The 20,485-nt window shown below is 69.4% G+C and carries 21 protein-coding genes; 8 read left to right on the plus strand and 13 right to left on the minus strand.

Going from position 1 to position 20,485, the window contains the following annotated elements; translation table 11 throughout:
* Positions 1-91: 91 nt before the first annotated feature.
* Positions 92-1,117, minus strand: a complete 1,026-nt coding sequence (locus tag ACFYXB_RS15605; RefSeq protein ID WP_351350156.1) for an ATP-dependent 6-phosphofructokinase — start codon at positions 1,115-1,117, stop codon at positions 92-94.
* A gap of 203 nt (positions 1,118-1,320) precedes the next feature.
* Between ACFYXB_RS15605 and pta the strand changes: the two genes are divergently transcribed.
* From pta to pyk, 3 genes are all read left to right on the plus strand, one after another.
* Positions 1,321-3,411 carry a phosphate acetyltransferase gene (gene pta / locus ACFYXB_RS15610; RefSeq protein WP_389582121.1) on the plus strand — a complete coding sequence of 697 codons (2,091 nt, stop codon included), beginning with the start codon at positions 1,321-1,323 and terminating at the stop codon, positions 3,409-3,411.
* Positions 3,408-4,616 (plus strand): acetate kinase, encoded by a 1,209-nt coding sequence (locus ACFYXB_RS15615; RefSeq protein WP_389582124.1) that lies wholly within the window; start codon positions 3,408-3,410, stop codon positions 4,614-4,616. The genes pta and ACFYXB_RS15615 overlap by 4 nt, the downstream gene beginning before the upstream one ends.
* 99 nt (positions 4,617-4,715) lie before the next feature.
* Positions 4,716-6,143 carry a pyruvate kinase gene (gene pyk, locus ACFYXB_RS15620; RefSeq protein WP_389582126.1) on the plus strand — a complete coding sequence of 476 codons (1,428 nt, stop codon included), beginning with the start codon at positions 4,716-4,718 and terminating at the stop codon, positions 6,141-6,143.
* Positions 6,144-6,253: 110 nt separating this feature from the next.
* On the opposite strand, the gene ACFYXB_RS15625 is transcribed toward pyk, so the two are convergent.
* The 4 genes from ACFYXB_RS15625 to ACFYXB_RS15640 form a co-directional block, all read right to left on the minus strand.
* Positions 6,254-7,558, minus strand: a complete 1,305-nt coding sequence (locus tag ACFYXB_RS15625) for a hypothetical protein (protein WP_389582128.1) — start codon at positions 7,556-7,558, stop codon at positions 6,254-6,256.
* Entirely contained in the window at positions 7,548-8,093 is a 546-nt protein-coding gene (locus ACFYXB_RS15630) for a DUF6114 domain-containing protein (protein ID WP_389582130.1), read from the minus strand. The genes ACFYXB_RS15625 and ACFYXB_RS15630 overlap by 11 nt, the downstream gene beginning before the upstream one ends.
* Positions 8,094-8,210: 117 nt before the next feature.
* On the minus strand, positions 8,211-8,843 hold the full coding sequence (locus tag ACFYXB_RS15635; RefSeq protein WP_389582132.1) for a DUF6230 family protein: 633 nt from the start codon (positions 8,841-8,843) through the stop codon (positions 8,211-8,213).
* Between the two features lie 659 nt (positions 8,844-9,502).
* The gene (locus ACFYXB_RS15640) at positions 9,503-10,474 is read right to left on the minus strand and encodes a tetratricopeptide repeat protein (RefSeq protein WP_351350170.1); all 972 of its coding nucleotides are present in this window, start codon (positions 10,472-10,474) and stop codon (positions 9,503-9,505) included.
* A 235-nt stretch (positions 10,475-10,709) separates the two neighbouring features.
* Here ACFYXB_RS15640 and ACFYXB_RS15645 point away from each other — a divergent pair, with 235 nt between their 5' ends.
* Positions 10,710-11,330, plus strand: a complete 621-nt coding sequence (locus ACFYXB_RS15645; protein ID WP_389582135.1) for a TetR/AcrR family transcriptional regulator — start codon at positions 10,710-10,712, stop codon at positions 11,328-11,330.
* A gap of 229 nt (positions 11,331-11,559) precedes the next feature.
* The gene (locus ACFYXB_RS15650; RefSeq protein ID WP_389582138.1) at positions 11,560-12,741 is read left to right on the plus strand and encodes a DUF3103 family protein; all 1,182 of its coding nucleotides are present in this window, start codon (positions 11,560-11,562) and stop codon (positions 12,739-12,741) included.
* A 65-nt stretch (positions 12,742-12,806) separates the two neighbouring features.
* Here ACFYXB_RS15650 and ACFYXB_RS15655 read toward each other — a convergent pair whose 3' ends face one another.
* The 8 genes from ACFYXB_RS15655 to ACFYXB_RS15690 all read right to left on the minus strand — a co-directional run bounded on the left by ACFYXB_RS15655 (position 12,807) and on the right by ACFYXB_RS15690 (position 18,197).
* Positions 12,807-14,543 carry a methylmalonyl-CoA mutase gene (locus ACFYXB_RS15655; RefSeq protein ID WP_389582141.1) on the minus strand — a complete coding sequence of 579 codons (1,737 nt, stop codon included), beginning with the start codon at positions 14,541-14,543 and terminating at the stop codon, positions 12,807-12,809.
* 98 nt (positions 14,544-14,641) lie between these two features.
* Positions 14,642-14,980, minus strand: coding sequence for a DUF3817 domain-containing protein (locus ACFYXB_RS15660; RefSeq protein ID WP_351350178.1), 339 nt, complete (start codon positions 14,978-14,980; stop codon positions 14,642-14,644).
* Between the two features lie 43 nt (positions 14,981-15,023).
* A complete protein-coding gene (locus ACFYXB_RS15665) occupies positions 15,024-15,533 on the minus strand; it encodes a MarR family transcriptional regulator (protein WP_351350180.1) in 510 nt (169 codons plus the stop codon).
* Positions 15,534-15,543: 10 nt separating this feature from the next.
* Positions 15,544-15,699, minus strand: a complete 156-nt coding sequence (locus ACFYXB_RS15670) for a hypothetical protein (protein ID WP_389582144.1) — start codon at positions 15,697-15,699, stop codon at positions 15,544-15,546.
* Positions 15,700-16,020: 321 nt separating this feature from the next.
* Positions 16,021-16,671 carry a TetR/AcrR family transcriptional regulator gene (locus ACFYXB_RS15675; protein ID WP_351350182.1) on the minus strand — a complete coding sequence of 217 codons (651 nt, stop codon included), beginning with the start codon at positions 16,669-16,671 and terminating at the stop codon, positions 16,021-16,023.
* Positions 16,668-17,420 carry a hypothetical protein gene (locus tag ACFYXB_RS15680; protein WP_351350184.1) on the minus strand — a complete coding sequence of 251 codons (753 nt, stop codon included), beginning with the start codon at positions 17,418-17,420 and terminating at the stop codon, positions 16,668-16,670. The genes ACFYXB_RS15675 and ACFYXB_RS15680 overlap by 4 nt, the downstream gene beginning before the upstream one ends.
* Before the next feature lie 142 nt (positions 17,421-17,562).
* A complete protein-coding gene (locus tag ACFYXB_RS15685; protein ID WP_351350186.1) occupies positions 17,563-17,856 on the minus strand; it encodes an MTH1187 family thiamine-binding protein in 294 nt (97 codons plus the stop codon).
* Entirely contained in the window at positions 17,853-18,197 is a 345-nt protein-coding gene (locus ACFYXB_RS15690) for a DUF3817 domain-containing protein (RefSeq protein ID WP_389582148.1), read from the minus strand. The genes ACFYXB_RS15685 and ACFYXB_RS15690 overlap by 4 nt, the downstream gene beginning before the upstream one ends.
* A gap of 148 nt (positions 18,198-18,345) precedes the next feature.
* Here ACFYXB_RS15690 and ACFYXB_RS15695 point away from each other — a divergent pair, with 148 nt between their 5' ends.
* Genes ACFYXB_RS15695 through ACFYXB_RS15705 form a run of 3 tightly spaced genes read left to right on the plus strand, consistent with a single transcriptional unit; the run spans position 18,346 to position 20,421 of the window.
* On the plus strand, positions 18,346-18,978 hold the full coding sequence (locus ACFYXB_RS15695) for an AIM24 family protein (protein ID WP_351350284.1): 633 nt from the start codon (positions 18,346-18,348) through the stop codon (positions 18,976-18,978).
* A 1-nt stretch (position 18,979) separates the two neighbouring features.
* Positions 18,980-19,630, plus strand: a complete 651-nt coding sequence (locus ACFYXB_RS15700) for an AIM24 family protein (protein ID WP_389582151.1) — start codon at positions 18,980-18,982, stop codon at positions 19,628-19,630.
* Positions 19,631-19,668: 38 nt separating this feature from the next.
* Positions 19,669-20,421: an AIM24 family protein gene (locus ACFYXB_RS15705; protein WP_389582602.1), complete on the plus strand. Its 753-nt coding sequence runs from the start codon at positions 19,669-19,671 to the stop codon at positions 20,419-20,421.
* Positions 20,422-20,485: the final 64 nt, after the last annotated feature.

Genomic DNA, 20,485 nt, shown 5'->3' on the forward strand with positions numbered 1-20,485 from the left:
CCATCTCCCCGGCCCATTCCCCCTGCATGCCCACAAGACTGGCCCCAACTCCACCGAGCCGGGGCCAGAACCCGAGATTTTCAGCAGTCTTCTAGAAGACCGACTCCGCCTCGTCCATCCGGTCCTTGGGCACCGTCTTCAGCTCGGTCACCGCTTCCGCGAGCGGCACCATGAGGATGTCGGTGCCGCGCAGGGCGGTCATCCGGCCGAACTCGCCCCGGTGCGCGGCCTCCACCGCGTGCCAGCCGAAGCGGGTGGCGAGCACCCGGTCGTACGCGGTCGGGGTGCCGCCGCGCTGGACGTGGCCGAGGATGACCGGCTTGGCCTCCTTGCCGAGGCGGCGCTCCAGTTCGTACGCCAGGGCCGTGCCGATGCCCTGGAAGCGCTCGTGGCCGTACTGGTCGATCTCGCCGTGGCCATAGTCCATGCTGCCCTCGGCGGGGTGGGCACCCTCGGCGACGCAGATGACGGCGAACTTCTTGCCGCGGGCGAAGCGCTCCTCGACCATCTTGACGAGGTCGGCGGGATTGAAGGGCCGCTCGGGCAGGCAGATGCCGTGGGCGCCGCCGGCCATACCGGACTCGAGGGCGATCCAGCCGGCGTGCCGGCCCATGACCTCGACGACCATCACGCGCTGGTGGGACTCGGCGGTGGTCTTCAGGCGGTCCATCGCCTCGGTGGCGACGCCCACCGCCGTGTCGAAGCCGAAGGTGCGGTCCGTGGAGGAGATGTCGTTGTCGATCGTCTTCGGGACGCCGACCACCGGCAGGCCCGCGTCGGACAGCATGCGCGCGGCCGTCAGCGTGCCCTCGCCGCCGATCGGGATGAGCGCGTCGATACCGAAGGAGCGCATGATGTCGGCCCCGCTGTCACAGGCCTCGCGCAGCCGGTCGCGCTCGAGGCGGGAGGAGCCGAGGATGGTGCCGCCGCGGGCCAGGATGCCGCTCACCGCGTCGAGGTCGAGGGTGCGGTAGTGGCCGTCGAGCAGTCCCCGGTAGCCGTCCTCGAAGCCGATGACCTCGTCGTCGTAGGTCGTCACGGCCCGGTGCACGAGTGACCGGATCACTGCGTTCAGGCCTGGGCAGTCGCCGCCTGCGGTGAGAACTCCGATGCGCATCGTGCTGTGTCTCCTGCTCGCTGTTGATACCGGTGAGCCAGTCCGATTGTTTCATGCTCCACAGGCCGGTGGTGCTCCCCATTTGACGGGCGCCTTAACCGCGCCCGGGGGTATTGTCAAGAGGGTTCTGCTCACCTCGGTGGGCGATTTTTGTGCACGGCCGCAAACAACGAACAAGGCCGAAGACGAAACGGAGAGCACGCGTGACGCGCAGCGTGTACGTGACCGGGATCGACCGCGGCGACGGCCGTCAGGTCGTCGAGCTGGGAGTGATGGAACTCCTGACCCGGCAGGTCGACCGGGTGGGCGTGTTCCGTCCGCTGGTCCACCACAAGCCCGATCGCCTCTTCGAACTGCTGAGGGCCCGCTACCGGCTCTCGCAGGACCCGGCGACCGTGTACGGCATGGACTACCACGAGGCGTCCGCGCTCCAGGCCGAGCAGGGCTCCGACGAGCTGGTGTCGACGCTCGTGGACCGCTTCCACCTGGTCGCTCGTGACTACGACGTGGTCCTCGTCCTCGGCACCGACTTCGCCGACACCCAGCTGCCGGACGAGCTGTCCCTCAACGCGCGGCTCGCCAACGAGTTCGGCGCCTCGGTGATCCCGGTCGTGGGCGGCCGCAAGCAGACCGCGGAGTCGGTGCGCGCGGAGATACGCAACGCGTTCCGGGCTTACGACGGGCTCGGCTGCGACGTCCTTGCGATGGTCGCCAACCGGGTGGCCCGCGAGGACCGCGACGAGATCGCCGAACGCCTGGCGGGCCGGCTGCCGGTGCCCTGCTACGTGGTGCCCGACGAGCCCGCCCTGTCCGCGCCGACGGTCGCGCAGATCACCCAGGCCCTCGACGCCAAGGTGGTGCTCGGCGACGAATCGGGGCTGGCCCGGGACGCGCTCGACTTCGTCTTCGGCGGGGCCATGCTGCCCAACCTCCTCGCGGCGCTGACCCCGGGCTGTCTCGTCGTGACCCCGGGCGACCGCGCCGACCTGGTCGTCGGCTCGCTCGCCGCGCACAGCGCCGGTACTCCGCCGATCGCCGGTGTGCTGCTGACCCTGGACGAGGTGCCGAGCGACGGGATCCTCACCCTGGCCGCCCGCCTCGCCCCGGGCACCCCGGTCATCTCCGTGCCGGGCAACAGTTTCCCCACCGCCGAGCGGCTGTTCTCGCTGGAGGGCAAGCTGAACGCGGCCACCCCGCGCAAGGCGGAGACCGCGCTCGGCCTGTTCGAGCGGTACGTCGACACCGGTGAGCTGCTCAAGCGGGTGAGCGCGCCCAGCAGCGACCGGGTCACGCCGATGATGTTCGAGCACCAGCTCCTCGAGCAGGCCCGCTTGGACAGGCGCCGCGTCGTGCTGCCGGAGGGCACCGAGGAGCGGGTGCTGCGCGCGGCGGAGGTGCTGCTGCGCCGGGACGTGTGCGACCTGACCCTGCTCGGCCCGGTCGATCAGATCCGCAAGAAGGCCGCCGACCTCGGCATCGACCTCGGCGACACCCAGCTGATCGACCCGGCCACCTCCGAACTGCGCGACGCTTTCGCCGAGAAGTACGCGCAACTGCGCGCCCATCGGGGGGCGACGGCGGAGCTGGCGTACGACGTCGTCTCCGACGTGAACTACTTCGGCACCCTGATGGTCCAGGAGGGCCTGGCCGACGGCATGGTGTCGGGTTCCGTGCACTCGACGGCCGCCACCATCCGGCCCGCCTTCGAGATCATCAAGACGAAGCCGGACTCGTCGATCGTCTCGTCGGTCTTCTTCATGTGCCTGGCCGACAAGGTGCTGGTGTACGGCGACTGCGCCGTGAACCCCGACCCGAACGCCGAGCAGCTCGCCGACATCGCCATCCAGTCGGCGGCCACGGCCGCGCGGTTCGGTGTGGAGCCGCGGATCGCGATGCTGTCGTACTCCACCGGTACGTCCGGTTCGGGGGCCGATGTCGACAAGGTGCGCGAGGCCACCGAGCTGGCCCGCTCGCGACGGCCCGACCTGATGATCGAGGGGCCGATCCAGTACGACGCCGCCGTGGAGCCCACGGTCGCCGCGACCAAGCTGCCGGGCTCCGAGGTGGCGGGGCAGGCAACGGTTCTGATCTTCCCCGACCTCAATACGGGTAACAACACGTACAAGGCCGTGCAGCGCTCGGCCGGCGCGATCGCCGTCGGCCCGGTCCTGCAGGGTCTGCGCAAGCCCGTCAACGACCTGTCCCGGGGCGCGCTCGTCCAGGACATCGTCAACACCGTCGCCATCACAGCGATCCAGGCCCAGATCCCCGAGCAGAAGGCGTCCGAGCAGTGAGCCGCACCCGTGTCCTCGTCCTCAACTCCGGCTCGTCGTCGGTGAAGTACCAGCTGCTGGACATGCAGGGCAGCAGCCGCCTCGCCGTCGGCCTGGTGGAGCGCATCGGCGAGCAGGCCTCCCGGCTCACGCACACCTGTGTCACCTCGGGCGACACCCGTGAGCAGAACGGGCCGATGGCCGACCACGACGCCGCCCTCAAGGCCGTGGCCGAGGAACTGGCCCAGGACGGCATCGGCCTGAACTCGCCGGAGCTGGCCGCGATCGGCCACCGCGTGGTGCACGGCGGCATGTTCTTCACCGAGCCCACGATCGTCGACGACGAGGTGCTCACCGAGATCGAGCGGCTGATCCCGGTCGCACCGCTGCACAACCCGGCCAACCTCACCGGAATCCGCACCGCGATGGCGCTGCGCCCCGATCTGCCCCAGGTCGCCGTCTTCGACACGGCGTTCCACACGACGATGCCGGAGTCGGCGGCGCGCTACGCGATCGACCCGAAGGTCGCGGACCGCTTGCGCATCCGGCGGTACGGCTTCCACGGGACCTCGCACGCCTACGTCTCCCGGGAGACGGCGAAGCTGCTGGGCAGCGCGCCCGAGGACGTGAACGTCATCGTGCTGCATCTGGGCAACGGGGCGTCGGCCTCGGCGGTGAAGGGCGGGCGGTGTGTGGACACGTCCATGGGGCTGACCCCGCTGGAGGGGCTCGTGATGGGGACGCGCTCGGGGGATCTGGATCCGGCCGTCATCTTCCATTTGCAGCGGGTTGACGGAATGTCCATGGACGAGATCGACACTCTACTCAATAAAAGAAGCGGTCTGTTCGGTCTGTGCGGCGACAATGACATGCGGGAGATCCGGCGGCGGATCGACGAGGGGGACGCGGAGGCACAGCTGGCCTTCGACATCTACATTCACCGCCTGAAGAAGTACATCGGTGCCTATTACGCGGTGCTCGGGCGGGTGGACGCGGTCGCCTTCACAGCGGGAGTCGGGGAAAACGCGAGTCCGGTGCGGGAGGCTGCCGTCGCGGGTCTGGAGGAACTGGGCCTGGCGGTGGACCCCGCGCTGAACGCCGTACGCAGCGATCGGCCGCGGCTCATATCGCCCGCCGACGCGCGGGTGGCCGTCGCCGTGGTGCCGACCGACGAGGAACTGGAGATCGCCACACAGACTTACGCACTGGTCGGAAAGAGCGGCTGAACACGACGCGGCGGTAACACGCCTGAGCACTCGGCCGCCCATTTGTATCTTCCACCAGACGGAATATTCCGTAGCGAAACAAACCGATAGGATCGCCCCATGCGCCGTTCGAAAATCGTCTGTACTCTCGGCCCCGCGGTCGACTCCCACGAGATGCTCGTCGCCATGATCGAGGCGGGCATGAATGTGGCCCGGTTCAATTTCAGCCACGGCACCCACGCCGAGCACCAGGCGCGGTACGACCGCGTCCGGGCCGCGGCGAAGGAGACGGGCCGTGCCATCGGCGTCCTCGCCGACCTCCAGGGCCCCAAGATCCGTCTGGAGACCTTCGCCGAGGGTCCTGTCGAACTGGAGCGGGGTGACGAGTTCACCATCACGACCGAGGACGTCCAGGGCGACAAGCACATCGCCGGGACGACGTACAAGGGCCTGCCGGGCGACGTCGGGCGCGGCGACCAGATCCTGATCAACGACGGCAACGTCGAGCTGAAGGTGCTGGAGGTCGACGGCCCGCGGGTGAAGTCGATCGTCATCGAGGGCGGTGTCGTCTCCGACCACAAGGGCATCAACCTGCCCGGCGCGGCCGTCAACGTGCCCGCGCTGAGCGAGAAGGACATCGAAGACCTGCGCTTCGCCCTGCGCCTGGGCTGCGACATGGTCGCCCTGTCCTTCGTCCGCGACGCCACGGACATCCTGGACGTCCACCGGGTGATGGACGAGGAGGGCCGCCGCGTCCCCGTCATCGCCAAGGTGGAGAAGCCGCAGGCGGTCGACAACATGGAGGACGTCGTGATGGCGTTCGACAGCGTGATGGTCGCCCGTGGTGACCTCGCCGTCGAGTACCCGCTCGAGCGGGTCCCCATGGTGCAGAAGCGGCTGATCGAGCTGTGCCGGCGCAACGCCAAGCCGGTGATCGTGGCGACCCAGATGATGGAGTCGATGATCACCAACTCCCGCCCGACCCGCGCCGAGGCCTCCGACGTGGCCAACGCGATCCTGGACGGCGCCGACGCGGTCATGCTGTCGGCCGAGTCGAGCGTGGGCGCGTACCCGGTCGAGACCGTCAAGACGATGTCGAAGATCGTCAAGGCGGCCGAGGAGGAGCTGCTCTCCAAGGGCCTGCAGCCCCTCGTCCCCGGCAAGAAGCCGCGTACGCAGGGCGGTTCGGTGGCTCGTGCCGCCTGCGAGATCGCGGACTTCCTCGGCGGCAAGGGTCTGATCGCCTTCACCCAGTCCGGTGACACCGCCCGTCGGCTGTCCCGTTACCGCGCGATTCAGCCGATCATCGCCTTCACCACCGACGAGTCCACTCGCAACCAGCTGACCCTCAGCTGGGGCGTGGAGTCGCACGTCGTGCCGTTCGTGAACAGCACTGACGAGATGGTCGACCTGGTCGACCAGGAGGTCACCAAGCTCAACCGCTTCAACCCGGGCGACATCATGATCATCACCGCGGGCTCGCCCCCCGGCGTCCCCGGCACCACCAACATGGTCCGGGTGCACCACCTGGGCGGCGAGGGCAACTGACGCCCCGCACAAGGGCCGTGAGCAGCCTTGAACGGCGCTGAGGGCGCCCCCTGGGTGACAGGGGGCGCCCTCAGTGTGTTGCGGCTCCCGGACGGGCTTGTGGGGCGTGCTCAGTCGGTCGTGTACACGTGCATGCCGGGCACGTGCAGCGAACCGCCGAACTGGGCGGCCTGCGTCACCTTCACGTTGGTGAAGTAGATCAGCGGGATGTTCAGCGGCGGCGGGCTGTCCGGGCTGAACGTGATCGGGATCAGACCGAACAGGTTGCCGGAGATGCTCTCGGTGTACATCACGGTGTCGCCGTCACGGATCGTCGACGTCGAACCCTTGGCCGCCTGCACGTGATAGACCTTGCCGGACTGCTTGTCGTTGACCGTCTGGTGCAGGTCACCGATGTCCGTGCCGCCGGAGATGACGTACTTCAGCACCTTCTTGGTGGTGCCGCTCGCCGTCTTCACCTGGACGATGCCCTGGTAGTCGGCGCCCTTCAGCAGCAGCGAACTGGCGTTCAGGTACCACGGGTCGTCCGCCACCGGCACCTTGTTGTCGACGCCGCCGGTGTCGTCCGTGGCCGCCGGGCAGTCGTCGGCGGACGCACCGCTCGCCGACGGGGTGGGCAGCGCGGAGGTCACCGACTCGGCCGTCTTCTGCAGCGACTTGGTGGTGTCCTGGACCGTCTTGGTGGTGTCCTCCACCGCCTTGGACGCCGTGTCGGTGGTGTCCTTCACGGTGTCCCCGACCGTCTTGGTGGTCTTGTCGACCGTGTCCTTGACGGTGTCGGTGAGGCTGCCGGAGCTCGCCGACGCGGACGGCGTGGGACTCGAACTCGCGGTGGCGGAGCCCGAGTCACCGCCCCCGAGGATGCCGGTGACCGTGTCGCCGAGGGCGCCGAGCAGGCCGCCGCCCGTGGACGCGGACGGCGTCGGGGTGGCGGTGCTGCCGGAACCCGACGTGCCCGAGGCCGTCTTGGACGGGGACGGCGTGGGCGTCGCCTTGTCGTCGGAACCTGAATCCGACGAGGAGGAGCCGCCCGACGAGTCCTTGGCACCGGAGGTCGCCGAGGGGGTCGGCGTCGCCGTGTCCGCGGACTTGCTCGCGCTCGCCGACGCGGACGGCGACGGCGAGGCCGAGGCGTCCTTGGCGCCGTCGAGCGCGGTGACGCAGTCCTTGTACTCGTCGGCCGTCAGGCTCTTCGACGCCGGCGGCGTGGAGTCGTTCCCGGCGGCGAGGGCGAGCGTGGACGTGAAGCCCATGCCCACGATGACCGCGGTCGGCATCGCGACCGAGGCTATCGCCTTGCCGGCAGGCATGTGGAACCTGGTGAACAGCGGCTTCTTGGGTGCCGCATGGCGCGGCCTGGTTCTCACACGGGACTCGTCCACATCAGTCCCGTGGGTCACCTCGTCAGCCGGCACTGTGCCTCCCGTTCGCCCCGTTCGCCGGGCTCGTTCCTGACAGGTCGTTCGCCTTGCCCAGCGCGTCGCCGTCGTCCACGGCGCCCGCAGGGAAATCGCCCTTGCCCGCGCCACCCGCCACGGCCGGCTGCTGCTGGGGCTGTCCGCCCGGCGTCCACGACACGGCCATGGCCCCGCCGATCAGCGCGAGCAGGAAGCCCACCAGGAATCCGCCGAGGTTGGAAACGGGGATGGACACCAGCGCCAGCAGGATCGCCGCGACGCCCGCGAAGGTCCGTACGTGCTGCTGGAACCAGAGGCTCACGCCCAGGACGACGAGCAGCACGCCGATGATCAGGGACCCAGCGCCCGCGGTGGTCGCCATCGCCAGCGTCAGATGGCCGACCTGGAGGTGGGCGTACGGGAAGTAGGCGATGGGGAGTCCACCGAGCATGACGAACAGACCGGCCCAGAACGGCCGCGTGCCCCGCCAGACGCGGAACTGCTGCCTCCGGATATCGAACTGGCCGGGGGCGGCAGGAGTCTCGGCGCTCATGGAAAACAGCTCCCTGGTGCGGCGTTGCTGTAGTGGTGATGTGTGGCGCGCGTGAAGGCGCGCCCCCATTGGGGACGGGCGGGGGCGCCATCGGCTCCCCCGCCCGTCATCGAGTGCTTAGTAGCACTCCTTGGCATCTGTCGAAAGCGACATGTGCAGCCCGCTGAGCTTGAAGGTTCCGGCGGTGGTCGCCCACGCCGTCTGCTTCACGTCGGTCAGCACGGCCTTGTCGGCCTGCTGCGCGAACCCGTACGGGTTCGTCTGGTCGCCGCTCTTGATGCCAGGACCCTTGTCGGCATCCTTGGCGGCCACACCGATGTCGATGTTGCTGAACGTGGCGTCGGCGTTGAGGTCGGCGACATCGATGTAGATGTTGTCGGCCTCGACCGGCGTGCTGCCGCCGCCCGCCTTCAGGATCAGGCTCACGGACCCGAAGAACGGAACATTCGGGGTGACCACGGACTGGCACAGGTTGGTGATCTCGGCCTTCTTGAACGCCGAGACCGCGACGGGGTGAGCCGTCTTCTTGCCGTCGAGCGTGTAGCCCGCGTCCACCGCCCCGTACTGCTCGAAGCCGGTGCCGTCCAACTTGTCGGCCGTGACCTTGAAGGACTGGCCCGACACACTGAACGACGCCGCGAGAGCGCCCTGCGCGAGGGCGACACCTATACACGCCGTGGCGGCGACGCTGGGCACCATGACCACAGCGAACCGCTTCCATCTGGTCCCGCCACGCACCTGGGACTCCATATTTCCTCCTTCTCGGACGTACATCTCCTGACCGGACTCGCCAGCGGCGGCTCAGCCGGGCAGGGATGGGAGAAGCTCTACGTCCTCGGAAAGGAGAGCGCCCGCACTCGGAGGCGCTGTCCGCGCACCGATCACCGGCGATCACCCCCGAGCGACAACCACTGGTCGCGCCTGACACGCATCACGCACAACCTTGCCGGACAGGCTTCGCCTGGTCGGGCGAAGACCCCCCTGTCCTAGAACCGGCGCCACTGCCGCCGATTCTGCTCGGTGGGGACCCAGATGAACCCGCCCCGCCCGCCTGGCTGTCGGGGGTACGGGAATGGACCGAGCGTCGCCGATCGTGGTGCATTCTCGCCGCCCGCACAAGGGGGTTCGTTACTGGCTAGTAACGGCCGGATAACCGAACAACGACCCACTGGTCTCGGAGAGCAACACAGGGTGGCATTCGAGGGCAGAACAAAGTCGTTGATCCTCAGACAGATCCGGACAGATCAAGAGCTCTGACTTACTGCCAGTAACAGCGGCCGCGATTACCAAGATTTGGTAAAGCGCGGCCGCCCCGACGTCTCGTCGGCAGAACTTTCACTCGGGCAACACATGCCCTTGCGTTTAGCAACTGGTCAGAAAGGGGCCTTGGCCCGGTTCGTGCACTTGGCTCAGAACAACGCCCGCGCCAGGGCGCGGCGCGCCCCGATCACCCGCGGATCCTCGGCCCCGACGACCTCGAAAAGCTCGAGCAACCGCAGCCGTACGGCCTCCCGGTCGTCCCCGACGGTGCGCCGAACCGTCTCGATGAGCCGTCCGAAAGCGTCCTCGACATGCCCGCCGACGAGGTCCAGGTCCGCCGCGGCGATCTGCGCCTGCACATCACTCGGCTTCTCGGCCGCGTCGGTGCGCACCCGCTGCGGGTCCAGGCCCTCCACCCGCTGGAGCAACTCGGCCTGCGCCAGGCCGAGTTTGGCCTCCATGTTGCCCGGGTCGTCGCTCAGCACGTTCTTGTACGCCTGGACGGCACCGCCCAGATCACCCGCGTCCAGCGCCTCGACGGCGGCTTCGAGGAGCGCGTCGTACGGCCCGGCCGGTGCCTCGGCGGCCGGGGCCGCGCCCGGCTCGGCGTCCGGGTCGACGGTCAGGCCGGTCAGGCCGAAGCGCTGCTCGGCGACCTGCACCAACTGGTCGAGCGTCTGCCGGATCTGCTCTTCCCCGGCGGCCCCCTGGAAGAGCGGCAGGGCCTGGCCGGCGACGACGGCGAAGACGGCCGGGATCCCCTGGATCCCGAACTGCTGCATCAGCATCTGGTTGGCGTCGACGTCGATCTTGGCGAGCAAAAAGCGCCCGTTGTACTCGACCGCCAGGCGCTCCAGGACCGGGCTCAGCTGCTTGCAGGGCTGACACCACTCGGCCCAGAAGTCGATGACGACCGGTACCTCGGCCGAGCGCTGAAGGACATCGCGCTCGAACCCCGCTTCATCGACGTCGATGACGAGGTCGGCCGGGGAGACGGCTCCCGCACCGCCCTGCCGGGCGGCTTCGGCGCGCGTCTGTTCCGCCTTGGCCTTGGCCTCCTGGGCCGCCTTCACCGCGGCGAGGTCGACGACGCCGCTCATGGACATGTTCCGTGGCTGCATGCGTCTATCCTCCCCCGTTCTCGCGCATGTGTGAAAAGCCGTTGTGAAAGTGCGTGCCGGGTCCCCACCCCCACGCACCCCGTGGTCGTTCGCGTGTACGTCCGCGTCGGCCCGCGCACGTCCAGCGCGAGCTTTCGCTACGACCCGTAGCGTAATGCCATCGAGGCGTCTCGCGACACCGCTCTCCGGTGATCTCCCTCACGGCGCCAGGTAAAACCCCGGTTATGGTCGTGCCATGCAGAGCCGCACCCCCGCCACCCGCCCGGGCCGCCCCCGCAGCGCCGCCGCGGACACCGCGATCCTGGCCGCGACCCGTCAGGCGCTGGTGGAACTGGGCTGGTCGAAGCTCACGTTGGGGGACGTGGCGACGCGCGCCGGGGTGGCCAAGACGACGCTGTACCGCCGTTGGGCGGGGAAGAACGAACTGGTCGTCGACGCGGTGGCCGAGCTCTTCGACGAACTGGAGCTGCCCGACTGCGGCACACTCGCCGCCGACATCGAGGGCGTGGTCCTGCAGTTCGCGGACCTGCTGGCCCGGCCCGAGGCCAGGAACGGTCTGATGGCGGTGGTGGCCGAGTCCACCCGCGACGACGCCCTGCGCGAACGCATCCGCGGCTCCATCGTCGAACGCCAGAAGCGGCTGGTCATCGAGGGCCGCAAGCGGGCGCAGCGGCGCGGGGAGCTGCCTCCGGAGACGGGCCCCGAGGATACGGCCCGCACGGTGGACCTCATCTTCGACATGGTGGCGGGCGCGGTGGTCCACCGGACCCTGGTGAGCGCGGAGCCCGCGGACGACGCCTGGGTACGGCACTTCACGGCGGTCCTGCTGCGGGGGCTCGCGGCCGCGGAGGGCTGACGGGCCGACCGCCAACCACCAGGGGCGCACGGATTGTTCATCTGCGAGCGGTGTGAAGACCTTGCGCATATGACATGCCCACGACACCATAGCCGGAATCTACTCGCATAGATTCCGCACGGCGTTCACGACCAAACCAGTTCACCGGTTCACCGGCTCCACCCGGCACCACCCTCTGACAGTGCGTCACCGACCCTCTGACCACTCGTATCCGGGAGGATCGATCCCCGTGAGACCTCGTCACACCCGTAGACGTGGCACCACGGCCGCCACCGCGGCCACCCTCGTCGTCCTGGCGGCGGCCCAGACCCTGACCGCGGCCCCCGCAGCCCTTGCGGCTCCCGCCCCCGTCGCGGCCCACTCCGCCTCCGCGGCCTCCGCACACTCCGCCACCGCGTCCGCGGTCACCGCCGCCCAGGACCGGGCCGCGCGGGCGATCGCGCGCTCGCTCGGCGACTCCGCCTGGCGCACGAGCCTGCGCTCGGCCGCCCTGAAGTCGGCGGAGGTGTCCGTCACCGACCGGGCGAGCGGCAGGCTGAAGTCCCAACTGGCCGCCGCCGACCGTGCGATAGCCACCGCCAAGGGCCTCGGCACCAAGGTCGGACCGCTGCTCAAGCTGCGGCTCGGCGACCGCTCCATGCGGGCCTCGCTGACGGCCGACACCACCCCCTGGGTCGCCGCGGCCGTATCGGACGACGAGGCCGGCACGGTCACCGCGTACGACAGCCAGGGTCGCGCGCACCAGCTGGACGCCCGCAAGGCGCCCGCGCACCCGGTGTACGTCGTCGACGTCGACAGCTCCAAGGCGCTGGCTGCCGGTCTGGACGTCCTGCGCGAGGAACTGGTGAAGGCCGGCGTGCAGTCCACGGTGCCCGCTGCCGTGAACACCACGTCCACGGCCAAGCTCGCCGCTGCCACCGACGGCTTCTGGACCACCAAGATCACGGCCGTCGAGCTCTCCGACGACGAGGAGCCCTGGATCAAGGGCGACGCCGAGATCTACACCCTCGTCTCCGGCTTCGGCCAGGACGGCAAGGTCCGTGTCGACCCCGTCGACATGCCGTACCTCGACAACGACGGCACGGTCTACCGGCCCAACCAGATCCTGGTCAACTGGTCGAACTACAAGTACAACCTGGCCGACGCCGTAATGATGGAGGAGGACGGCAGCACCAACTACCGCGACCTCGCCAAGGCGATCGCCACGGCCCTGCTCACCATCACCGACCAGGGCACCTACATCCCGCTGGTGAACGCGATCCTGGACGCCATGCCGAACGACTGGTGGACCGACGACCCCGACTACGTCGACTCCTGGTACACGCTGGCCCAGAGCAACAACGGCACCTTCCACGGCGCCCGCGGCAACGGCTGGATGACCGTCGAGCCGTACTTCGTGCAGCAGTTCTGACACGCACAGCGAAGTGGGCCCGCGGGAACGGAAGTCCGTTCCCGCGGGTCCGTCCCGTACGGCGGTCAGAAGCCCGGGGGCTCCGTGTACACGCCCCACTCGTCCCGCAGCACCCCGCAGATCTCGCCCAGCGTGGCCTCGGCGCGCACCGCGTCCAGCATCGGTTCGATCATGCCGGCGCCTGATCGTGCGGCCGCGAGCATGGCGTCGAGGGCCGTACGCACCGCGGCGTCGTCCCGGCCGCCCCTGCGCGCGCCGAGCACCCGCACCTGCTCCCGCTCGACCTCGTGGCTGACCCGCAGGATCTCCAGGTCCCCGGTCACGGAGCCGGTGTGGACGTTCACGCCCACCACCCGCTTGTCGCCCTTCTCCAGGGCCTGCTGGTAGCGGAACGCGGACTCGGCGATCTCCCCGGTGAACCAGCCGTCCTCGATCCCGCGCAGGATACCGGAGGTGACGGGCCCGATGGGGTGCTGCCCGTCCGGGTGCGCCCTGAGGCCCCGCTCCTTGATCTGGTCGAAGATCTTCTCGGCGTCGGCCTCGATCCGGTCCGTGAGCTGCTCGACGTACCACGAACCGCCCAGCGGATCGGCCACGCCCGCGACGCCGGTCTCCTCCATGAGCACCTGCTGGGTGCGCAGCGCGATCTCGGCGGCCTGCTCGCTGGGCAGCGCGAGGGTCTCGTCGAGGGCGTTGGTGTGCAGCGAGTTGGTCCCGCCGAGCACGGCGGCCAGCGCCTCGACGGCGGTCCGTACGACGTTGTTGTACGGCTGCTGGGCGGTCAGCGAGACGCCGGCGGTCTGCGTGTGGAACCGCAGCCACTGCGCCTTCTCGCTCCTCGCGCCGTACACGTCCCGCATCCACCGCGCCCAGATGCGGCGGGCGGCACGGAACTTGGCGATCTCCTCGAAGAAATCGACGTGCGCGTCGAAGAAGAAGGACAGCCCGGGTGCGAAGACATCGACGTCGAGGCCACGGCTGAGCCCCAGCTCCACGTACCCGAAGCCGTCGGCGAGCGTGTAGGCCAGCTCCTGCGCGGCCGTCGCGCCCGCCTCGCGGATGTGGTAGCCGGAGACGGACAGCGGCTTGTACGCGGGGATGCGGGCCGCGCAGTACTCCATCAGGTCGCCGATCAGCCGCAGATGGGGCTCGGGCTCGAAGAGCCACTCCTTCTGGGCGATGTACTCCTTGAAGATGTCGGTCTGCAGCGTGCCGTTGAGCACGGACGGGTCCACGCCCTGCCGCTCGGCGGCGACCAGATACATGCAGAAGACGGGGACGGCCGGCCCGCTGATCGTCATGGAGGTCGTCACGTCACCGAGCGGGATGCCCTTGAACAGCAGCTCCATGTCGGCCGCCGAGTCGACCGCGACACCGCAGTGCCCGACCTCGCCGAGCGAGCGCGGATCGTCGGAGTCGCGCCCCATGAGGGTCGGCATGTCGAAGGCGACGGACAGACCTCCGCCGCCCGCGGCCAGGATCATCTTGTACCGCTCGTTGGTCTGCTCGGCGTTCCCGAACCCGGCGAACTGCCGGATGGTCCACGTACGCCCCCGGTAGCCGGTCGGATACAGCCCGCGCGTGAAGGGATACTCGCCGGGCCAGCCGATCCGGTCGAAGCCCTCGTACGTGTCTCCGGGCCGCGGCCCGTACACAGGCTCCACGGGATCCCCGGAGAGCGTGGTACGTGTCCAATTCCTCGGGAGCTGCGCCCCCGAACCCCCGGCGGTGTCGCGCTTGCGCGCGGCGTCATACCTGGCCTGCCAGCGCCGGCGGCCGTCCTCGATGGCATGAGCGTCCATACCATCGAATTTACTAGGACGTCCAAGTAAATGTCGACGACAAACCGCCGCGCATCACTCGCGCGGCGGTGAAACCTATGCCTCGGCCTACGCCTTGCCTACACCTTGGCGACGGCCGGAGCCTGGTCCGCGACCCTGGTCTCCAGCTCGTGGCTGATCTTCCGCTCGACGAAGAACGCGGCGGTCGGGATCGTCCCCGCCAGCAGCACCCACAGCTGCTTGCCGACCGGCCACTTCGCCTTGGAGCCCAGGTCGAAGGCGAAGACGAGGTAGACGACGTAGAGCCAGCCGTGTGCGATGGCCACGACGCGGGTGAAGCTGTCGGCACCGTCGACATGGAAGCCGTACTTGGCGATCATGCTGAGGCACAGCAGCACCAGCAGCACACCGGTGACATAGGCCATGACGCGGTAGCGGGTCAGCACGCTTTTCTTCATGCGGACGAGCGTAACCACCCGTTCCGGGAGATCTTGCCCCGGGTCACTCCTCGTCGAAGTCATGCGCCGCCACCCGCAGGGGGCGCAGCATCGCGAAGATCTCGGCGCACTCCTCCGCGTCGTACGCGCCGAGGCCGAAGTCCATCGCCATCAGGTCGCGGGTGGCCGACTCGACGACCTCGCGACCCTTCTCGGTGATCACGGCGAGGGTGCCACGGCCGTCGTTGGGGTTGGGGCGCTTGGCGACCAGACCCGACTTCACCAGGCGGTCGACGGTGTTCGTCACGGACGTGGGGTGCACCATGAGCCGCTCGCCGATCTTGGACATCGGCAGCTCGCCGGCCTTGGAGAAGGTGAGCAGCACCAGCGCCTCGTAGCGCGCGAACGTCAGTCCGTACGGCTTGACCACCGCGTCGACCTCGGCCAGCAGGATCTGCTGTGCGCGCATGATCGAGGTGATCGCCACCATTGACGGCACGTTTCCCCAGCGCTGCTTCCACAGATCGTCGGCACGGGCGATGGGGTCGAAGGGAAGACTGAGAGGCTTCGGCACGCACCCGACCCTACCGGCCGGTCATATGCCGGTCAGCCCCGTCTCGGCTTTCGGTCACCAGGGCCTCGAGGGCCGGTGCGCAGCAGCACACCACGACCGCGCTCCGCACCCCGACGACCTCGGCCACCGCCCCCGCGAGCGCCATACGCACACCCTGGATGGTCATGAGCAACGTGCCGCAGACCAGCGGCAGCGCGATCCGCTCCCGGCCCACGGGCCGCAGGCCGCAGACCGCAGGCCGCAGGCCGCAGGAACAACTCGCCCGCGACCGTGCCCACCGGCAGTGCGCACATCAGCAGACCGAGCCCCGGGGACCCGGCGCCGAGCGCATCGGCGTACGGGGCGGCCGGTGCCTCGGGTACGACGGAGAACATCGCCGGCATCCAGAACAGCAGGAGCAGGACGCGCACCCGCCGCTCGACGAACCGGCCACCACGACCACCCTCGCCCACCGTCCGGCGCTCGCCCCGTCCTCGGTCTCCGCGCCTCAGGTGTGTGCCGTGCGCCGTAGCTGGTGGCGGACCGCACGTTGGGCCACCGGGCCGAGGGACTCCAACGCGGCCACCAGGGCGCCGAGTTGCTCCAGGGCGTTCAGGGCCGCTCCGGCACCGGGCTCGTCCACGCCCTCGTACAGTTCGATCCCGACGAAGGAGGCGGCGACCGCGCGGGCCAGTCCGGCCGGGTCGGTGAACTCTCCGAAAGGGGTTCCCGACAGGACGCGCGTCAGGACCTTCTCGATCTCGGCGATCCACAGGTCGAGGCCCGCCGCGGTGGCCGGTCGCAGCGCCTCGTGGGTCTGGGCGCCGGCCAGCAGCTGGCCGAGCAGGGCCACATGGCCGTCGGCACGCTGCTGTTCGTGGATCTCGCGGCCGACGGCGAGGAGTTCGGAGAGGGAGGCGACGGAGGCGAGCCGGGTGCGGTAGGGGGCCACGGCCTTCTCGGCGCCGTAGCGGCAGGCGGCGGCGAGGAGCTCATCCACCGAGCCGAAGTGGTAGAAGACCAGCGCCTGGTTGACACCGGCCGCAGCCGCAACCGTACGCGCCGAGGTCTTGGCGATGCCCTGCTCGGTGAGCGTCCGCAGCGCGCCCTCGAGGAGTTTGGTCTTCGTCTCCTGCGACTTCACCGTCTCCGAGCTCATGACGGGTTCTCCAGGGTGCGCAGGACGCGCGGGGCGCACGCGCGCGTGGCCGGGGTGCGCCGGCAGCGGCGGGCGGCGGGGGTGCAGGACAGAGGCGACTTGCACAGGGCGAGGAAGACGGCGACGACGAGCAGCAGCGGGCACAGGAACGCCACCGTGGGCGCGAACTGGCCGAAGAGTCCGGCGGCATACCCGGGAGCGAGGCCGACGCAGCCCACGGCGAGCACGAGCGCCCGGACCGCCAGCTCGGCGAGCCAGTTCAGCAGCGCCCGCTCCGGGGTGATCCCGCGCTCCAGCCACAGCCGCAGCCGGTCGAAGGACCACGCCGTCGCCCAGCCCATGAACGGGCGGAACACCAGCCGGTCGGCGAGCGCGCCGGGGGCGCCCCAGCGGGGGCGGTAGTCGTAGCCGGTGAGAAGGCGGACGCCGTCGCCGTCGGGGACGTAGCGCCAGTAGCCGCTGCCCTCGGCGAGCAGGGACAGCGGATGCGGGGAGACGAGGCGCAGTGCCGAGGTGCGCGTGCCGTCGGGGCGCTCCTTCTCGCCCGCGACGACCCCCGTGCCGGAGAGCGTGAGGAACGGCAGGACGCGCACGGTGTAGCGGAAGCGCTGCGCTTCGCCCTCCGCCCGCGGGAGATGGGTGATCTCGGTGAACCGGAGGTCCCAGCGCTGGTGCTGGGCCGGGTCCTGGGTACGCGCCCACAGGTCGTCGAGGTCGGCCCGTATGCGTGCCTCTCTGTGGAGCCCCATCCCTGTTCCCCCAGGCCGGTCAAGGCAGTTGAGCGAATGCTCAATCCATTCGGGAGGGAACGTACACCGTTTTGAGCGACCGCTCAATCAGCGGGCACACGAAAACCCCGGCCCTTGACGGACCGGGGTTCACGCGGGCCGGCTACTGGGCCAGGTGCCGCTCGACGGTCTCCACCTTGGAGGTCAGCCCGTCGGTGACACCGGGCCGGATGTCCGCCTTGAGGACCAGTGAGACGCGCGGCGCCCGCGCCTCCACGGCGGCCACGGCCCGCTTCACGACATCCATGACCTGGTCCCAGTCACCCTCGATCGAGGTGAACATCGCGTCGGTGCGGTTGGGCAGCCCGGATTCGCGTACGACCCGTACGGCGTCCGCGACGTACTCACCCACGTCCTCGCCGACGCCCAGCGGCGTCACGGAGAAGGCGACGATCATGCCTTCACGACCCCTTCCCTGCGGGCGCGGGCGGCGATGACCGCGCTCTCGGCCTCCCGGCGCAGCTTGCGCTCGGCGAAGAAGCCGCCGGTGGGCAGCACCGAGAGGACGAAGTAGAGCGCGGCGGTCCCGAAGCCCCACTTGGTCCGGTTCCAGGCATCGGCCCAGAAGATCACGTACAGGATGAACAGGACACCGTGGACCGCGCCCATCACGGGCACCGCGTTGAAGTCCGTGGTCCGCTTCAGCACGGAGCACAGGAGCAGGAGGAGGAAGGACACGGCCTCGGGCGCTGAGACCAGGCGGATGCGGCGGAGGGCGGAGGCTGTCTTGAGGTCCACGGGTCACCTTCGGTGGGAGTTTCGCTGACGGCGCGGTCGCTTTGTGAACGGAGGCACAAACGTCTGCCATTGTGACAAACAGTTGCGGGAGCCCCGCGGGAGGGGCTGTCCGTCACCCCCCGCGCGCCGCTACCTTCGCACCGTGGCGATGTTCCGACTCCAAGGGAGCAAGGTACTCGCCGTCGACATGACCGGGGACGCCGTGAAGGCGAAGAACGGCTCGATGGTCGCGTACGACGGGCAGATGGCCTTCAAGAAGCTGAGTGGCGGCGGTGAGGGACTGCGGGGGATGGTGACCCGGCGGCTCACCGGCGAGCAGATGACCGTGATGGAGGTGAGGGGGCAGGGGACGTGCTGGTTCGCCGACCGCGCCTCCGAGATCAACCTCGTCAGTCTCCAGGGGGACAAGCTGTACGTGGAGTCGAGCAATCTGCTCGCGACCGATGCCGGGCTCAGGACGGGAACGACGTTCACGGGGCTGCGCGGGGCGTCCCAGGGCAACGGGCTGTTCACGACGACCGTCGAGGGGCACGGGCAGGCGGCGATCATGTCGGACGGGCCGGCCGTCGTGCTGCGGGTCAGCCCGCAGTACCCGCTGATCGTCGACCCGGGCGCGTACATCGCGCACCAGGGGAACGTACGGCAGTCCTTCCAGTCCGGTGTGACCTTCCGCACGTTCTTCGGTGAGGGCGGCGGCGAGGCCTTCCAGATCCGGTTCGAGGGGGACGGGCTGGTGTACGTGCAGCCGAGCGAGCGGAACACGATCGCGGGGGACGTCTGAGATGGCCTTGCGGGAGATCAACTCCAAGATGGTCGAGGCGACCGTCGTCCCGGGGCAGCGGCTGTTCAGCCAGCGCGGCGCGATGCTCGCGTACAAGGGCGACGTCTCCTTCACGCCCAACATCCAGGGCGGGCAGGGCGGGATCATGTCGATGCTCGGCCGCCGGGTGGCGGGCGAGGCCACGCCGCTGATGACCGTCGAGGGCAGCGGCACCGTCTTCTTCGGGCACGGCGGCCACCACGTCCAGGTCATCAACCTCACCGGCGACACCCTGTACGTCGAGGCGGACCGGCTGCTCGCCTTCGAGGGCACCCTCCAGCAGGGCACGATGTTCATGGGCTCGCAGGGCGGGATCATGGGGATGGTCCGGGGCCAGGTCACCGGCCAGGGCCTGTTCACCACCACGCTGGGGGGCCATGGCTCGGTGGCGGTCATGGCGCACGGCGGGGTCTTCGAGATCCCGATCACCCCGCAGCGGCCGGTGCACGTCGACCCCCAGGCCTATGTCGCCCACCACGGCGACGTGCGCAACAAGCTCTCCACCGCGCTCGGCTGGCGCGACATGGTGGGGCGCGGCTCCGGCGAGGCGTTCCAGCTGGAGCTCAGCGGCAGCGGTGCGGTGTATGTCCAGGCCTCGGAGGAGAAACTGTGAGCGCGTACGGTGCCGCCGGGCCTGTCGTGTACGACCCCATGACCCTGCCCGTCGACGACAACGTCAACAAGTACACGTTCTGCGCGGAGCTCAAGAGCGGGCAGTGGTTCCTGCAGAAGGGGAAGATGATCGCCTACTACGGGGCGATCGAGTTCAACGGGATCGGGCACGGGCGCCTGGACCGCCTCGTCCGCACCTCGTTCCATTCGCCTCTGCACGCGAGCGACTGGGTCGTGGCGGAGGGCTCGGGCAAGATGCTGCTCGCCGACCGGGCCTTCGACGTCAATTCGTACGACCTCGACGAGGGCAACCTGACCATTCGCTCGGGCAACCTGCTCGCTTTTCAGCCAAGTCTTGCGCTCAAGCAGTCGATCGTGCCGGGTTTTCTGACGCTGATCGGAACCGGAAAGTTCGTGGCCGCATCCAACGGCCCGGTGGTGTTCATGGAACCCCCGATCCGGGTGGACCCCCAGGCGCTGGTCGGCTGGGCCGACTGCCCCTCGCCGTGCCATCACTACGACCACGGCTATCTGACGGGCGTGATGGGCGGTCTACGTGCGATGACGGGCCTCGGCGGAGCCTCCGGCGAGGAGCACCAGTTCGAGTTCGTGGGAGCCGGTACGGTCTTGCTGCAGTCGACCGAGACCCTCATGGCCGAGCAGGCCACGGGGACGGTCCCGGCCGAGCCCGGGGTGCCCGGCGGCGGGGTACCCGGAGGTCACGGCCAGCCTCCGGGGGCACCGCGCCTTCCCGGACAGCTGGGGGACCTCCAGCGTCGCTTCGGGCTGTGAGCGGTAGTCTGCGGAGTGTGACGTCGAACGCGTGCGCGCAGTCACACCACCCTCGCTAGTTCGC

It is taken from the genome of Streptomyces sp. NPDC002619 (genome assembly GCF_042889305.1).
In the GTDB taxonomy this organism is placed as follows: domain Bacteria; phylum Actinomycetota; class Actinomycetes; order Streptomycetales; family Streptomycetaceae; genus Streptomyces.

What these genes read in the sequence shown, in the direction of transcription:
- ACFYXB_RS15605 (WP_351350156.1), bottom strand. Translation starts at nt 1,117, where the DNA reads ATGCGCATCGGAGTTCTCACCGCAGGCGGCGACTGCCCAGGCCTGAAC.
- pyk (WP_389582126.1), top strand. Translation starts at nt 4,716, where the DNA reads ATGCGCCGTTCGAAAATCGTCTGTACTCTCGGCCCCGCGGTCGACTCC.
- ACFYXB_RS15630 (WP_389582130.1), bottom strand. Translation starts at nt 8,093, where the DNA reads ATGAGCGCCGAGACTCCTGCCGCCCCCGGCCAGTTCGATATCCGGAGG.
- ACFYXB_RS15635 (WP_389582132.1), bottom strand. Translation starts at nt 8,843, where the DNA reads ATGGAGTCCCAGGTGCGTGGCGGGACCAGATGGAAGCGGTTCGCTGTG.
- ACFYXB_RS15640 (WP_351350170.1), bottom strand. Translation starts at nt 10,474, where the DNA reads ATGCAGCCACGGAACATGTCCATGAGCGGCGTCGTCGACCTCGCCGCG.
- ACFYXB_RS15645 (WP_389582135.1), top strand. Translation starts at nt 10,710, where the DNA reads ATGCAGAGCCGCACCCCCGCCACCCGCCCGGGCCGCCCCCGCAGCGCC.
- ACFYXB_RS15655 (WP_389582141.1), bottom strand. Translation starts at nt 14,543, where the DNA reads ATGGACGCTCATGCCATCGAGGACGGCCGCCGGCGCTGGCAGGCCAGG.
- ACFYXB_RS15660 (WP_351350178.1), bottom strand. Translation starts at nt 14,980, where the DNA reads ATGAAGAAAAGCGTGCTGACCCGCTACCGCGTCATGGCCTATGTCACC.
- ACFYXB_RS15670 (WP_389582144.1), bottom strand. Translation starts at nt 15,699, where the DNA reads ATGACCATCCAGGGTGTGCGTATGGCGCTCGCGGGGGCGGTGGCCGAG.
- ACFYXB_RS15675 (WP_351350182.1), bottom strand. Translation starts at nt 16,671, where the DNA reads ATGAGCTCGGAGACGGTGAAGTCGCAGGAGACGAAGACCAAACTCCTC.
- ACFYXB_RS15680 (WP_351350184.1), bottom strand. Translation starts at nt 17,420, where the DNA reads ATGGGGCTCCACAGAGAGGCACGCATACGGGCCGACCTCGACGACCTG.
- ACFYXB_RS15685 (WP_351350186.1), bottom strand. Translation starts at nt 17,856, where the DNA reads ATGATCGTCGCCTTCTCCGTGACGCCGCTGGGCGTCGGCGAGGACGTG.
- ACFYXB_RS15695 (WP_351350284.1), top strand. Translation starts at nt 18,346, where the DNA reads ATGTTCCGACTCCAAGGGAGCAAGGTACTCGCCGTCGACATGACCGGG.
- ACFYXB_RS15700 (WP_389582151.1), top strand. Translation starts at nt 18,980, where the DNA reads ATGGCCTTGCGGGAGATCAACTCCAAGATGGTCGAGGCGACCGTCGTC.
- ACFYXB_RS15705 (WP_389582602.1), top strand. Translation starts at nt 19,669, where the DNA reads ATGACCCTGCCCGTCGACGACAACGTCAACAAGTACACGTTCTGCGCG.